At 58.6% G+C, this 14,474-nt stretch carries 15 protein-coding genes; 9 read left to right on the top strand and 6 right to left on the bottom strand.

Annotated elements, in window-relative coordinates; translation table 11 throughout:
- The first annotated feature begins 108 nt into the window (after positions 1-108).
- On the top strand, positions 109-1,155 hold the full coding sequence (gene pyrC, locus FBY04_RS24605) for a dihydroorotase (protein ID WP_145317494.1): 1,047 nt from the start codon (positions 109-111) through the stop codon (positions 1,153-1,155).
- Positions 1,152-1,829, top strand: coding sequence for a ribonuclease T (gene rnt, locus FBY04_RS24600; protein ID WP_007938919.1), 678 nt, complete (start codon positions 1,152-1,154; stop codon positions 1,827-1,829). The genes pyrC and rnt overlap by 4 nt, the downstream gene beginning before the upstream one ends.
- Positions 1,830-1,995: 166 nt before the next feature.
- Here the strand turns inward: rnt and FBY04_RS24595 are convergent, their stop codons facing one another.
- Positions 1,996-2,598: a peroxiredoxin gene (locus tag FBY04_RS24595; RefSeq protein WP_017340570.1), complete on the bottom strand. Its 603-nt coding sequence runs from the start codon at positions 2,596-2,598 to the stop codon at positions 1,996-1,998.
- A 316-nt stretch (positions 2,599-2,914) separates the two neighbouring features.
- Here FBY04_RS24595 and FBY04_RS24590 point away from each other — a divergent pair, with 316 nt between their 5' ends.
- Positions 2,915-3,133: a bacterioferritin-associated ferredoxin gene (locus tag FBY04_RS24590; protein ID WP_008032160.1), complete on the top strand. Its 219-nt coding sequence runs from the start codon at positions 2,915-2,917 to the stop codon at positions 3,131-3,133.
- A gap of 199 nt (positions 3,134-3,332) precedes the next feature.
- Positions 3,333-3,806 carry a bacterioferritin gene (gene bfr / locus FBY04_RS24585; protein WP_017340571.1) on the top strand — a complete coding sequence of 158 codons (474 nt, stop codon included), beginning with the start codon at positions 3,333-3,335 and terminating at the stop codon, positions 3,804-3,806.
- 188 nt (positions 3,807-3,994) lie between these two features.
- On the opposite strand, the gene grxD is transcribed toward bfr, so the two are convergent.
- From grxD to FBY04_RS24570, 3 genes are all read right to left on the bottom strand, one after another.
- Positions 3,995-4,336, bottom strand: coding sequence for a Grx4 family monothiol glutaredoxin (grxD, locus tag FBY04_RS24580; RefSeq protein WP_064679482.1), 342 nt, complete (start codon positions 4,334-4,336; stop codon positions 3,995-3,997).
- Between the two features lie 97 nt (positions 4,337-4,433).
- The gene (locus FBY04_RS24575) at positions 4,434-6,539 is read right to left on the bottom strand and encodes a molybdopterin oxidoreductase family protein (RefSeq protein ID WP_145317491.1); all 2,106 of its coding nucleotides are present in this window, start codon (positions 6,537-6,539) and stop codon (positions 4,434-4,436) included.
- A gap of 134 nt (positions 6,540-6,673) precedes the next feature.
- On the bottom strand, positions 6,674-6,964 hold the full coding sequence (locus FBY04_RS24570; protein ID WP_084322704.1) for a hypothetical protein: 291 nt from the start codon (positions 6,962-6,964) through the stop codon (positions 6,674-6,676).
- Positions 6,965-7,369: 405 nt separating this feature from the next.
- On the opposite strand from FBY04_RS24570, the gene argF reads away from it, so the two are divergent.
- Positions 7,370-8,290, top strand: coding sequence for an ornithine carbamoyltransferase (gene argF, locus FBY04_RS24565; protein WP_031319095.1), 921 nt, complete (start codon positions 7,370-7,372; stop codon positions 8,288-8,290).
- Complete coding sequence (locus FBY04_RS24560) at positions 8,287-9,396, top strand: ABC transporter ATP-binding protein (protein ID WP_084322703.1); 1,110 nt, start codon at positions 8,287-8,289, stop codon at positions 9,394-9,396. Before argF ends, FBY04_RS24560 begins: the two co-directional genes overlap by 4 nt.
- 116 nt (positions 9,397-9,512) lie before the next feature.
- Here FBY04_RS24560 and FBY04_RS24555 read toward each other — a convergent pair whose 3' ends face one another.
- Together FBY04_RS24555 and ybaK are read right to left on the bottom strand one after the other, a co-directional pair.
- Positions 9,513-10,295: a PhzF family phenazine biosynthesis protein gene (locus tag FBY04_RS24555; protein ID WP_145317488.1), complete on the bottom strand. Its 783-nt coding sequence runs from the start codon at positions 10,293-10,295 to the stop codon at positions 9,513-9,515.
- Between the two features lie 15 nt (positions 10,296-10,310).
- The gene (ybaK, locus tag FBY04_RS24550; RefSeq protein WP_007971306.1) at positions 10,311-10,781 is read right to left on the bottom strand and encodes a Cys-tRNA(Pro) deacylase; all 471 of its coding nucleotides are present in this window, start codon (positions 10,779-10,781) and stop codon (positions 10,311-10,313) included.
- Positions 10,782-11,150: 369 nt separating this feature from the next.
- Here ybaK and FBY04_RS24545 point away from each other — a divergent pair, with 369 nt between their 5' ends.
- From FBY04_RS24545 to FBY04_RS24535, 3 genes are all read left to right on the top strand, one after another.
- Positions 11,151-12,002, top strand: coding sequence for an MIP/aquaporin family protein (locus FBY04_RS24545; RefSeq protein ID WP_084322701.1), 852 nt, complete (start codon positions 11,151-11,153; stop codon positions 12,000-12,002).
- 75 nt (positions 12,003-12,077) lie between these two features.
- Entirely contained in the window at positions 12,078-13,583 is a 1,506-nt protein-coding gene (gene glpK, locus FBY04_RS24540; protein ID WP_145317485.1) for a glycerol kinase GlpK, read from the top strand.
- Between the two features lie 95 nt (positions 13,584-13,678).
- Positions 13,679-14,434 (top strand): DeoR/GlpR family transcriptional regulator, encoded by a 756-nt coding sequence (locus tag FBY04_RS24535; RefSeq protein WP_027922833.1) that lies wholly within the window; start codon positions 13,679-13,681, stop codon positions 14,432-14,434.
- Positions 14,435-14,474: the final 40 nt, after the last annotated feature.

Here is a 14,474-nt window from a genome sequence, read left to right as displayed (position 1 = left end):
GGCGTACCTGTTGGATATCGGAAGCTTCCCGCAAAACTTGATAGCGAGTGCCTGAGAGAGTCTTTTCCGGTAGCATTCCCCTGAGTTTGACCCGCCTGGAATCCCCTCATGTCCGACCGCCTGACCCTGCTGCGTCCCGACGACTGGCACATTCATCTTCGCGATGGTGCCGTGTTGACCAATACCGTTGCGGATGTCGCGCGCACCTTTGGTCGCGCCATCATCATGCCCAACCTGGTACCTCCGGTGCGCAACGCCGCTGAAGCCGACGGCTATCGCCAGCGGATTCTCGCTGCACGTCCGGCCGGCAGCCGTTTCGAACCGTTGATGGTGCTTTACCTGACCGACCGCACCCAGCCCGAAGAAATTCGTGAAGCCAAGGCCCGCGGTTTCGTGCATGCCGCCAAGTTGTACCCGGCCGGCGCGACCACCAACTCGGACTCTGGCGTCACCAGCATCGACAAGATTTTCCCTGCACTCGAGGCCATGGCCGAAGTCGGGATGCCTTTGTTGGTTCACGGTGAAGTCACCCGTGGCGATGTCGACGTGTTCGACCGCGAAAAACGCTTCATCGATGAGCACATGCGTCGTGTGGTCGAGCGTTTCCCGACACTCAAAGTGGTGTTCGAACACATCACCACCGCCGACGCCGTGCAGTTCGTCAACGAGGCTTCCGCCAACGTTGGCGCGACCATCACCGCGCATCACCTCTTGTATAACCGCAACCACATGTTGGTCGGCGGAATTCGGCCGCATTTCTACTGCTTGCCGATTCTCAAGCGCAATACCCACCAGGAAGCCCTGCTCGACGCCGCCACCAGCGGCAGCGACAAGTTCTTCCTGGGCACCGACTCGGCGCCACACGCCCAGCACGCCAAGGAAGCCGCTTGCGGTTGTGCCGGTTGCTACACCGCTTATGCGGCGATCGAGATGTACGCCGAAGCGTTCGAACAGCGCAATGCGCTGGACAAGCTCGAAGCCTTCGCCAGCCTTAACGGCCCGCGCTTCTATGGCCTGCCGGTGAACACCGATCGCATCACCCTGGTCCGCGACGAGTGGACCGCCCCAACCAGCCTGCCATTTGGCGAGCTGACCGTTATCCCGCTGCGCGCCGGTGAAAAACTGCGCTGGCGCCTGCTGGAGGAACACGCGTGAGTGAAGACCATTTCGACGACGAACAGGACGGTCAAGGCGGCGGAGGTGGTCCACGCCACCCGATGGCAGCTCGATTCCGTGGATACCTGCCAGTCGTTGTCGATGTTGAAACCGGTGGTTTCAACTCTGCCACTGACGCCTTGCTGGAAATAGCCGCGACCACGATTGCCATGGATGAGAAGGGTTTTGTCTACCCGGATCACACCTACTTCTTCCGCGTCGAACCTTTTGAAGGCGCCAACATCGAAGCGGCCGCCCTGGAGTTCACCGGGATCAAACTCGATCACCCGTTGCGCATGGCCGTGAGTGAAGAAGCGGCGCTGACCGATATCTTCCGTGGCATCCGCAAGGCACTGAAAGCCAACGGCTGCAAGCGGGCGATCCTGGTCGGGCACAACAGCAGTTTCGATCTGGGCTTCCTGAACGCTGCGGTTGCGCGTCTGGACATGAAGCGCAACCCGTTCCATCCATTCTCCAGCTTCGACACGGCAACCCTCGCCGGTCTGGCCTACGGTCAAACCGTGCTGGCGAAAGCCTGCCAGGCGGCCGACATCGATTTCGACGGTCGCGAGGCCCACTCGGCTCGCTACGACACCGAGAAGACGGCTGAGCTGTTCTGCGGCATCGTCAATCGCTGGAAGCAAATGGGCGGCTGGGAAGACTACAACGACTGATCGGCTTTTCGTAGGAACCAGCTTGCTGGCGATTCAGCCACCGCGTTTTGTCTGATTGCCGAGGTGCCTGGATCGCCAGCAAGCCGGCTCCTACAGGAATCACCGTTTCTTCCGCCCATAAAAAAACCGGCCTCAATGGCCGGTTTTTTTATGCCTCGAACGCGCCTTACAGGGCAGCAGCGTTCTCGGTCAGGTAAGCCGCGACACCTTCGGTCGAAGCGGTCATGCCTTTGTCGCCTTTCTTCCAGTTGGCAGGGCAGACTTCGCCGTGCTCTTCGTGGAATTGCAGAGCGTCAACCAGACGGATCAGCTCTTCCATGTTACGGCCCAGCGGCAGGTCGTTGATGATCTGCGAGCGGACAACGCCTTTGTCGTCGATCAGGAACGCGCCACGGAAAGCCACGCCGCCTTCGGACTCAACGTCGTAGGCCTTGGCAATTTCGTGCTTCATGTCGGCAGCCATGGTGTAGCGAACCTGGCCGATACCGCCATTGTTCACCGGGGTGTTGCGCCATGCGTTGTGAGTGAAGTGCGAGTCGATCGAAACGGCGATCACTTCAACGTTGCGTGCCTTGAAGTCGGACATACGGTTGTCCAGAGCGATCAGCTCGGATGGGCAAACGAAGGTGAAGTCCAGTGGGTAGAAGAACACCAGGCCGTATTTGCCTTTGATGGCCGACGACAGGGTGAAGCTGTCGACGATTTCGCCATTGCCGAGTACGGCCGGTACGGTGAAGTCAGGGGCTTGCTTGCCTACGAGTACGCTCATTGAATATCTCCTGGTGTAAAAACGTGAAGTTCCGGGTTGATGCCAGCCTGCCACCCTCAGGCGACAGCCCTGTGACACCCACCCGCTTCATAAGGACCGGCCATCATACACTGCGTTTTTGAGCTGTCCTCAACGGTTTTTCGCCAACACCTCAAATTGCCGTCTTCCACGCTTACTGGCAGATTGCCCTGGAGAAAACCGTTCGTCAGCCATGCACATTTATAACGCAAAGCTTTCAGAAACCACTTTGACAATCATTCTCGTTAACATTAAGATCCATCGCAACTGAGTCACCACCAGCGACGGTTCTTAGCTTATGTATGTCTGCCTCTGCACTGGCGTCACCGACGGACAAATCCGCGAAGCAATCTATGAAGGATGCTGCAGCTACAAGGAAGTCCGCCAGGCTACCGGCGTAGCCAGCCAATGCGGCAAATGCGCCTGCCTTGCCAAGGAAGTGGTGCGTGAAACCCTGACCAAGTTGCAAACGGCTCAGGCTGCAATTCCTTTCCCTGTAGAATTTACTGCCGCGTAAATACCCTATTCCAAAGAACCGGACTTCATGTCCGGTTTTTTTATACCTGAAAATCAACTAGTTACGCGCTAGACGCGGAACACAAACATTCTTATTCCGATTAATTTTCATTTAAGTTTCAATAACTTAGGTTTGACACTCTTAATTGTGCAGCTCAAACTCTGCTCTATAGACAGCTAATACAGGGCAGGACCCCATTATGAAAGGCGACATTACAGTCATCCAGCATCTCAACAAGATCCTTGCCAATGAACTGGTCGCGATCAATCAGTATTTTCTGCATGCGCGCATGTATGAAGATTGGGGTCTGAACAAGCTGGGCAAGCATGAATACCACGAGTCCATCGACGAGATGAAACACGCGGACAAGCTGATCAAGCGCATCCTGTTCCTGGAAGGCCTGCCGAATGTGCAGGACCTGGGCAAGCTGCAGATCGGCGAGCACACCCAGGAAATGCTGGAATGCGACCTGCGCATCGAACGTACCGGCCACGCGGACCTCAAAGTCGCGATTGCTCATTGCGAGACTGTTGGCGATTTCGGTAGCCGTGAACTGCTCGAAGACATTCTCGAATCCGAAGAAGAACATATCGACTGGCTGGAAACCCAACTGGGCCTGATCGATAAAGTCGGTCTTGAGAACTATCTGCAATCGCAGATGGGCGAAGAGTAATTAGCGCCCGCTAATCTTGAGGCAATAAAAAGCCCCGCTCTCTTTTAGAGAAGCGGGGCTTTTTCATGCCCGAGATCCGGGTGGCACTTCACTCCTGCAGGAGCCGGCTTGCTGGCGATCCAGACACCGCGGTCAATCGGACTAACCGCGTGTTCGTTGATCGCCAGCAAGCCGGCTCCTGCAAGGAATCAGGCTTCGGACTTGTTGGCAGCAGCCGCTTCAACAGCCGCTTTGATCGTGGCCTGCAACGAACCGTCTGCAGCCATCTCGGTCATGATGTCGCTACCGCCGACCAGCTCACCACCCACCCACAGTTGCGGGAAGGTTGGCCAGTTGGCGTATTTTGGCAGGTTGGCGCGGATTTCCGGGTTCTGCAGGATGTCCACGTACGCAAACTTTTCACCACATGCCATCACGGCCTGCGCGGCTTTCGCGGAGAAGCCACACTGCGGGGCATTCGGCGAACCTTTCATGTAAAGCAGAATGGTGTTGTTAGCAATCTGCTCTTTAATCGTTTCGATGATATCCATGGAGCACCTCGGCTGAACTTTCCGACTCAGGGGTCGGCACGGTGGCGCATTGTAACGGAAACCCGAGCGCCATGCTCGGTCTCCCCGACAGACTCAATCAAGCCGCCGCCACGATCACTGGAACACCGTTCAACGCCGCATTCCCCGACAACTCGTCGAGCTGACACTCGTCGGTCAGGTCATTGGCGCTGGAACCCGGCTGGCCGCTGGCAATCGTCATCTGCACGCCGGGTCGCGCATGGCCCCAACCGTGCGGCAGGCTGACCACGCCTTTCATCATGTCCAGACTGCCCTGCACTTCCACTTCGATCATGCCGACCCGGGAACTGACTCGCACCCGCTGCCCGTCGCTGAGACCGCGACTGGCAAGATCGTCCGGATGCATCAGCAATTGATGACGCGGCTTGCCCTTCACCAGTCGATGATAGTTGTGCATCCACGAGTTGTTGCTGCGTACGTGACGGCGGCCAATCATCAGCAATTCATCGGTGGCCGGCGCTTGCAGCGCGGCGAAGCGAGCCAGGTCGGCAAGAATGACCGCAGGGGCTGCCTGGATGCGCTGGTCAGCGGTTTTAAGGCGCGGAGCCAGGTTGGATTTCAACGCACCAAGATCAACTCCATGCGGATGATCGAACAACGTCGCCAGCGACAGCTGGTGCTCCGAGGCATCGCCATACAGCCCCATCCGCAAACCACGATCAATCATCTGTGCGGGTGGGATCGTCGGCATGAGTTCTTTGCCGGTCTTCGCGGCAAAGGCCTTGGCCAGCCCGACGAAAATCTCCCAGTCGTGCAGCGCGCCTTCCGGTTTGGCCAGGATCGCGCGGTTGAACCGGGTGACGTTACGCACCGCGAACATGTTGAAGGTGGTGTCGTAGTGATCGTTTTCCAGGGCCGATGTCGATGGCAGGATCAGGTCGGCATAGCGTGTGGTTTCGTTGATGTACAAGTCGACACTGACCATGAACTCCAACCCGTCCAGCGCCTGTTCAAGCTGCCGGCCATTGGGCGTCGACAGCACCGGATTGCCGGCTACGGTGATCAGCGCGCGGACCTGCCCCTCCCCTTCGGTGAGCATCTCTTCGGCCAGCGTCGACACAGGCAATTCGCCGCCGTATTCCGGACGTCCGGACACACGACTCTGCCACAGGTTGAAATGCCCGCCCGAGGTGGACGCTACCAGGTCCACCGCCGGCTCGGTGCACAACGCGCCGCCCACTCGGTCGAGGTTGCCGGTGACCAGATTGATCAACTGCACCACCCAATGGCACAACGTGCCGAACGCCTGGGTCGAGACCCCCATGCGGCCATAGCAGACCGCTGTCGGGGCCGCCGCGAAGTCCCGCGCCAGTTGGCGAATCTGCTCGGCCGGCACAGCACATAGCGGGCTCATGGCCTCAGCAGTGAAACTTGCGACGGCTTCACGCACCTCTTCCAGACCGTCCACCGGCAAATGGCTTTCGCGGGTCAGGCCTTCGGCGAACAAGGTATTGAGCAGCCCGAACAACAATGCCGCATCGCCACCGGGACGCACGAACAGATGTTGATCGGCGATTGCCGCCGTTTCGCTGCGGCGCGGGTCGACCACCACCACTTTGCCGCCCCGGGCCTGAATCGCCTTCAGACGCTTTTCCACATCCGGCACGGTCATGATGCTGCCATTGGAGGCCAGCGGATTACCGCCCAGGATCAACATGAAATCGGTGTGATCGATGTCCGGAATGGGCAACAGCAAACCGTGGCCATACATCAAATGACTGGTCAGGTGATGGGGCAACTGATCGACCGACGTCGCAGAAAACCGGTTGCGGGTTTTCAGCAGGCCGAGGAAGTAATTGCTGTGGGTCATCAGCCCGTAGTTGTGCACGCTGGGGTTGCCTTGATAAACCGCGACCGCGTTCTGCCCGTGCCGTGCCTGAATCCCGGCCAGGCGTTCAGCGACCAGGTTGAAGGCGTCATCCCATTCGATAGGCTGCCATTCACTGCCGACCCGCAGCATCGGCTGACGCAGACGGTCCGGGTCGTTTTGTATGTCTTGCAGGGCGACAGCCTTGGGGCAGATGTGCCCGCGACTGAACGTATCCTGGGCATCGCCCTTGATCGAGGTGATCTGCACATCGCCATCGACCTCGGTGGTCTCGATGGTCAGGCCGCAGATGGCTTCACACAGGTGGCAGGCACGGTGATGGAGAGTCTTGGTCATGGCCAGTCTCTGTTTTGTTCTGGGCGGGCAATATCGGCCGCGGGATCAAAACTATGGCCTGCGCTCCGCCGCTGCGCCAGCGACGTTCGTCTTGTGAATCGGCGACCATCAGGCCAGCCGATGGCCGCTCCGGATCAGTTTGCCGGCAGCCTTGGCGGCGCCTGCAACTGGATCTCCTGAACGGTTTCGATCTGCTCGTGGGCGACATGCACCCCGGTCAGTTCGCCGATCAGTCGCCAGTGCTCGTCGAGACCTGCGCTGATGGTCGCCATGCGATCGATCATTCGCCGGCCAGCAGCCTTGGTCACCTCGTCGTTGCTTCGCAAAAGCTCGAAGGACATCGAGGTCATGGAAGCTGTGAGATGCGTCAGTGAGCGGGCCGTGAGGCCGAGCAGTTCCATGAGTTGCTGTTCTTTCGATTCCATTCCGAAGGCTTCCTGCGTCATTCGTGACTTAGTTATAACCCAGCACATTGCATTAGCAAGTGTTTCAGACGAGGCACATTGCCATCCGATATCCGGAATACCGCGCCAGAAACCGACCACCCGTAAACCCTGCCCGCCCCGCTTGATTGCAAAGCCCCGCGAGCCCAGTGTACAAATGACGGGCTGCTGTCAGGAAACCGGCTTCAAATGCGCTACTGCGATCACCCCGTAGCCCCTCTGAAATCCCCTAAACACCGTAGCCTATTGGAAAAACGCGACATTTAATGTCAAGATCGCGCCTTCCCTATTTCGTCGCCCCGTGCGGCTTACGCCGCAGGTCTCGCCCGTTTTTCGATTAAACAAGGCTTTGAGTATCTGCGGTCTGTTGCAAAAAGGTAGTCAATGATGAGCGCAAGGCACTTTCTCTCCCTGATGGATTGCACGCCCGAAGAGCTGGTCAGCGTGATCCGTCGAGGCGTTGAGCTCAAAGACCTGCGTAACCGCGGCGTACTGTTCGAGCCTCTGAAAAACCGCGTACTCGGGATGATTTTCGAGAAGTCCTCGACCCGCACCCGTATCTCGTTCGAGGCCGGCATGATCCAGCTCGGCGGCCAGGCCATCTTCCTGTCGCCGCGCGACACCCAACTGGGCCGTGGCGAGCCGATCGGCGACGCCGCCATCGTCATGTCGAGCATGCTCGATGCGGTGATGATCCGTACGTTTTCCCACAGCACACTGACCGAGTTCGCCGCCAATTCGCGCGTCCCGCTGATCAACGGCCTGTCCGACGACCTGCACCCGTGCCAGTTGCTGGCGGACATGCAGACCTTCCTCGAACACCGTGGCTCGATCCAGGGCAAAACCGTGGCCTGGATCGGTGATGGCAACAACATGTGCAACAGCTATATAGAAGCGGCGATCCAGTTCGACTTCCAGCTGCGCATCGCGTGCCCTGAGGGCTATGAACCCAACCCCGAATTCGTGGCCAAGGCCGGCGACCGGGTGACCATCGTTCGCGATCCGAAGGATGCCGTGCGTGGCGCGCACCTGGTGAGCACCGACGTCTGGACCTCCATGGGCCAGGAAGAAGAAACCGCCAAGCGCCTGAAGCTGTTCTCACCGTTCCAGGTCAATCGCGCGCTGCTGGATCTGGCCGCCGAGGACGTGCTGTTCATGCACTGCCTGCCCGCCCACCGTGGCGAGGAGATCAGCCTGGACCTGCTCGATGACCCGCGCTCCGTCGCCTGGGATCAAGCGGAAAATCGCCTCCACGCACAAAAGGCCCTGCTCGAGTTTCTCGTCGAGCCGGCGTATCACCACGCATGAGCCAGCCACTACTGCTAAACCTGCGCGACCTCGCCTGCGGTTATCAGGACCAGCGCGTTGTGCAGAACCTCAACCTGCATTTGAATGCCGGCGACATCGGTTGCCTGCTTGGCTCTTCAGGCTGCGGAAAAACCACGACTCTGCGGGCGATTGCCGGGTTCGAACCGGTGCACGAAGGTGAAATCACACTGGCAGGCGAAACAATCTCCAGCGCCGGGTTCACCCTCGCGCCGGAGAAACGCAGGATCGGCATGGTGTTTCAGGATTACGCCCTGTTTCCACATCTGAGTGTGGCCGAGAACATCGGGTTCGGGATCCGCAAGCATCCGCAAAAGGACCGCGTGACCGAAGAGCTGCTGGAACTGGTCAACCTGAAAAACCTCGGCAAACGCTTTCCGCACGAGCTTTCGGGTGGACAGCAGCAGCGTGTCGCGTTGGCCCGCGCCTTGGCGCCGGAGCCGCAATTGCTGCTGCTCGACGAACCGTTTTCCAACCTTGACGGCGAGCTGCGACGCAAGCTCAGCCATGAGGTGCGCGACATCCTCAAGGCCCGTGGCACCAGCGCGATTCTGGTGACACACGACCAGGAAGAAGCCTTTGCAGTCAGCGATCATGTGGGGGTTTTCAAGGAAGGTCGCCTGGAACAGTGGGATACGCCCTACAACCTGTATCACGAACCGCTGACGCCATATGTAGCCAGTTTCATTGGTCAGGGTTACTTCATTCGCGGTCAGTTGAGCAGCCCGGAATCGGTGCAGACCGAGCTGGGTCAATTGCGCGGCAATCGTGCCTACACGTGGCCGGTTGGCGGTGCGGTGGATGTGCTGCTGCGCCCGGACGATATCGTTTATGCGCCGGACAGCGATTTGAAGGCGCGGATTGTCGGCAAGTCGTTCCAGGGAGCATCGACGTTGTATCGGTTGCAGTTGCCGACCGGTTCGCAGCTTGAGTCGATCTTCCCGAGCCATGCGGATCATCCGATCGGTGCGCAAGTTGGCATTCGGGTATCAGCTGAACATCTGGTGTTGTTCCAGGCGTCCGGCAGCATGGCAGCACAGATTCTGGCGGTGGACTCCGGTGTCCGTCGCTTCAGCACTGCCAGCTAATACACGCGGACCAAATGTGGGAGCGGGCTTGCTTGTGAAAGCGGTGTGTCAGTCAATCATGATGTCGACTGACACACCGCTTTCACAAGCAAGCCCGCTCCCACGATGGTTTTGAGTCAGCCCACGATCAGCGTTCCACTCGCCACCAGCGTCGCATTCCCGCCGATCTTCACCCGGTCCCCTTCCAGTCGGCAGAACAACTCCCCGCCGCGTTTCGAACACTGATACGCCGTCAGATCCGACTTGCCCAAACGTTTCGACCAGTACGGAATCAGGCTGCAATGGGTCGATCCAGTCACCGGATCTTCGTTGATACCAATCGCCGGCGCGAAGTACCGTGACACAAAATCATGCTTGCCGCCCTTGGCGGTGACGATGGCGCCCGGCCAAGGCAGTTTGGCCAACGCGACCATGTCGGGCTGACAATCGAGCACGGCCTGCTCCGATTCCAGTACCACAAACAATTCATTTGAACCGAGCACATCGACCACTTCGACGCCCAAGGCGCGCTCGACATCCAGTGTCACGCCGACTTCAGCCGGTACGATTGCGGGAAAATCCAGCCAAAGCCGCTCACCTTCGCGACTCACGCTCAGCTGACCGGATTTGCAGATGAAGTCCAAGCGCTCGACCGGCTCTTGATAGATTTCAAACAAAACGTACGCGCTGGCCAAGGTGGCATGCCCACACAAAGGCACTTCGGTCGTCGGGGTAAACCAGCGAATGTGCCAGCCCTGCCCCTCACGCACCACGAAGGCGGTTTCGGCAAGGTTATGCTCGGCGGCGATCTTCTGCATCAACTCGTCGGCGAGCCAGGCATCGAGCCGATAGACCATCGCCGGGTTACCACTGAACGGCCGATCACTGAACGCATCGACCTGATGAAACTCAAGCTGCATAACCTTCTCCCTGATTCAGGCGCGGCCGATATCGGCGAACTTGGCCTGTGTGTGTTCGGCCAGTACTGCGGGCGCCAGTTCCACTTCAAGACCGCGCCGACCGGCACTGACGAAAATGCTGGCGAAGGGCTGGGCCGAATTGTCGATAAAAGTGCGCAAGCGCTTTTTCTGCCCCAGCGGGCTGATACCACCCAACAGATAACCCGTCGAACGTTGCGCCGCGGCCGGGTCGGCCATTTCGACTTTTTTCACCCCGGCCGCATGCGCCAGGCCCTTCAAGTCGAGACTTCCGACGACCGGCACCACGGCCACCAGCAATTCCCCTTTCTCGCTGGCCGCCAGCAATGTCTTGAATACCTGTGCCGGGTCCAGGCCCAGTTTCTCCGCGGCCTCCAGCCCATAGGACGCTGCCTTCGGGTCATGTTCGTAACTGTGCACGCGATGTTCGGCACGAACTTTTTTCAACAAATCCAATGCGGGGGTCATGACAGCTCCAGACTGGGCGGCAGAGAAAAAATACTGCGCTGGATTCTAGGTCATTGCTCCACAAAAGGCTCTATCACGGCAGTGTTTCCACAGCTTGGCGCAGGTTTTTACCGTTCGTCAGAGATCGTCTCGTCGCCTAAACAAAACGATCATTCATGTGACTAATAGTTTCAATGTGACTGGTAGTTCACTTTCGACCTTTGACAGCAGTGTTTCTTGTCTATATTTTTTCGAATCTGAATACCGTACAACGTGACAACGCAGTAACCAGCAGTAAGCCGGGAACAGGATGGGGATCCTGCCTCGGTGAAAATCGCGCTTTGGCCATGACGAAAAAAGCGCCAGACAACAAAAACAAAGAGGTTTTCGATGACAACTGCTTTACAACAACCGTCACTCTCCAGCCAATGCATGGCCGAGTTTCTGGGCACTGCACTGCTGATCTTTTTTGGTACTGGTTGCGTTGCCGCGCTCAAGGTCGCGGGTGCCAGCTTTGGCTTGTGGGAAATCAGCATCATCTGGGGCGTCGGCGTCAGCATGGCGATCTACTTGACCGCCGGGGTTTCCGGGGCTCATCTCAACCCTGCCGTCAGCATCGCGCTGAGCATTTTCGCCGACTTCGAAAAACGCAAACTGCCTTTCTACATTCTTGCCCAAGTGGCTGGCGCGTTCTGCGGCGCGTTGTTGGTTTACACGCTGTACAGCAATCTTTTCTTCGATTACGAACAAACTCACCATATGGTTCGCGGCACTCAAGCCAGCCTCGAACTGGCCTCGGTGTTCTCCACGTTCCCCAACCCGGCCTTGTCCACCGCCCAGGCCTTCCTGGTTGAAGTGATCATCACCGCCGTCCTGATGGGCGTGATCATGTCCCTGACCGACGACAACAACGGTCTGCCCAACGGGCCAATGGCGCCACTGCTGATCGGCCTGCTGATTGCGGTGATTGGCAGCTCGATGGGTCCGCTGACCGGCTTTGCGATGAACCCGGCGCGTGACTTCGGACCGAAATTGATGACTTTCTTCGCGGGCTGGGGTGAAATTTCCTTCACCGGCGCTCGCGATATCCCGTATTTCCTGATTCCGATTTTTGCACCGATTGTCGGTGCCTGCCTCGGTGCTGCAGCGTATCGCGGGCTGATTGCCCGTCATCTGCCCAGCGCCATTCCTGCTACAAAGGATGCAACACCGGCCATTGACGGCAAACCAAGAACTTCTTGATACCGTAGGCGCGCGACCCTGCCCATTTGGTCCCGCGCCTGACCTCACTCCCTTTTTTCGTCCAAGGCAATCGACATGACCGACATTCAGAATAAGAACTACATCATTGCCCTCGATCAGGGTACGACCAGTTCCCGCGCGATCATTTTCGACCGCGACGCGAACGTGGTTTGCACCGCCCAGCGCGAATTCGCCCAGCATTACCCGCAAGCCGGCTGGGTCGAACACGATCCGATGGAAATCTTCGCCACCCAAAGCGCCGTGATGGTCGAGGCCCTGGCGCAAGCCGGCCTGCATCACGACCAGGTAGCAGCCATCGGCATCACCAACCAGCGTGAAACCACCGTCGTCTGGGACAAGACCACCGGCCGCCCGATCTATAACGCAATCGTCTGGCAGTGCCGCCGCAGCACCGAGATCTGCCAGCAGCTAAAACGTGACGGTCATGAGCAATACATCAGCGAAACCACCGGCCTGGTCACCGACCCGTACTTCTCCGGCACCAAGCTCAAGTGGATCCTCGACAACGTCGAAGGCAGCCGTGAACGTGCGCGCAAAGGCGAGCTGCTGTTCGGCACCGTCGACAGCTGGCTGATCTGGAAATTTACCGGCGGCAAGGTGCACGTCACCGACTACACCAACGCCTCGCGAACCATGCTCTTCAACATCCACACCTTGCAGTGGGACGCGAAGATGCTGGAGGTGCTGGATATCCCGCATGAAATGCTGCCGGAAGTTAAGTCCTCGTCGGAAATCTACGGCCACACCAAAAGCGGCATCGCCATTGGCGGTATCGCCGGCGACCAGCAGGCCGCCCTGTTTGGCCAGATGTGCGTCGAGCCAGGCCAGGCGAAAAACACCTACGGCACCGGCTGCTTCCTGCTGATGAACACCGGCGACAAAGCCGTGAAATCCAAGCACGGCATGCTGACCACCATCGCCTGCGGCCCGCGTGGCGAAGTGGCCTACGCATTGGAAGGCGCGGTCTTCAACGGCGGCTCCACCGTTCAATGGCTGCGTGACGAACTGAAGATCATCAACGACGCCCACGACACCGAATACTTCGCCAACAAGGTCAAGGACAGCAACGGCGTGTACCTGGTACCGGCCTTCACCGGCCTGGGCGCACCGTACTGGGACCCGTATGCCCGTGGCGCTCTGTTCGGCCTGACCCGCGGCGTACGCGTGGATCACATCATTCGTGCAGCGCTGGAGTCGATTGCCTACCAGACCCGCGACGTGCTCGACGCCATGCAACAGGATTCCGGCGAACGCCTGAAAGCCCTGCGCGTGGATGGCGGTGCGGTGGCGAACAATTTCCTGATGCAATTCCAGGCCGACATCCTCGGCACTCAGGTCGAGCGTCCGCAAATGCGCGAGACCACCGCACTGGGCGCCGCTTACCTCGCCGGCCTGGCGTGTGGCTTCTGGGGCAGCCTGGAAGAGTTGCGCGGCAAGGCCGTTATCGAACGCGAGTTCGAACCGACCCTGGACGAAACCGCGAAGGAAAAACTCTACGCCGGCTGGAAAAAAGCGGTCAGCCGCACCCGTGATTGGGAACCTCATGAAGGCGCTGAATAAGCCAACGTAAGTACTCGTATCTGTATGTAACTGGTAGGGAGCAGATTCCTGCGGCATCATGGGCAAATTTTGCACGGCAGCCCAAAGGAAGCCCCATGAATCTGCCTCCCCGTCAGCAGCAAATCCTCGAGCTGGTTCGCGAACGCGGCTACGTCAGCATCGAGGAAATGGCTACGCTGTTCGTCGTTACACCGCAGACCATCCGCCGCGACATCAATCAGCTCGCGGAAGCCAATTTGTTGCGTCGCTACCATGGTGGCGCGGCCTACGATTCCAGTGTCGAAAACACCGCCTACGCGATGCGCGCCGACCAGATGCGCGATGAAAAGCAGCGTATCGGCGAAGCCATTGCGGCACAGATCCCCGATCACGCCTCGTTGTTCATCAATATCGGTACGACCACCGAATCGATTGCGCGGGCGCTGCTCAACCACAATCACCTGAAGATCATCACCAACAACCTGCACGTGGCTTCGATGCTCAGTGCCAAGGACGACTTCGACGTTCTGCTGACTGGCGGCAATGTGCGGCGCGATGGGGGTGTGGTCGGTCAGGCGAGTGTCGACTTCATTAACCAGTTCAAGGTCGATTTCGCGTTGGTCGGCATCAGCGGTATCGATGAAGACGGCAGCCTGCTCGACTTCGATTATCAGGAAGTGCGGGTGTCGCAAGCGATCATTGCCAACGCTCGCAAAGTGATTCTGGCGGCGGACTCCAGCAAATTCGGGCGCAATGCCATGATTCGCCTGGGGCCGATCAGCTTGATCGATTGCCTGGTGACGGATCAGCAGCCTGTGCCGGCGTTGGCTCAGTTGTTGAGTCAGCACAAGATTCGACTCGAGGTCGTTTAACACCGAAGGCTGTTAAACAACCTGTAGGAGCCGGCTTGCT

The sequence above is a fragment of the Pseudomonas sp. SJZ080 genome (assembly GCF_007828295.1).
Lineage (GTDB): Bacteria > Pseudomonadota > Gammaproteobacteria > Pseudomonadales > Pseudomonadaceae > Aquipseudomonas > Aquipseudomonas migulae_A.
This window is presented reverse-complemented; position numbering and strand designations above follow the sequence as displayed.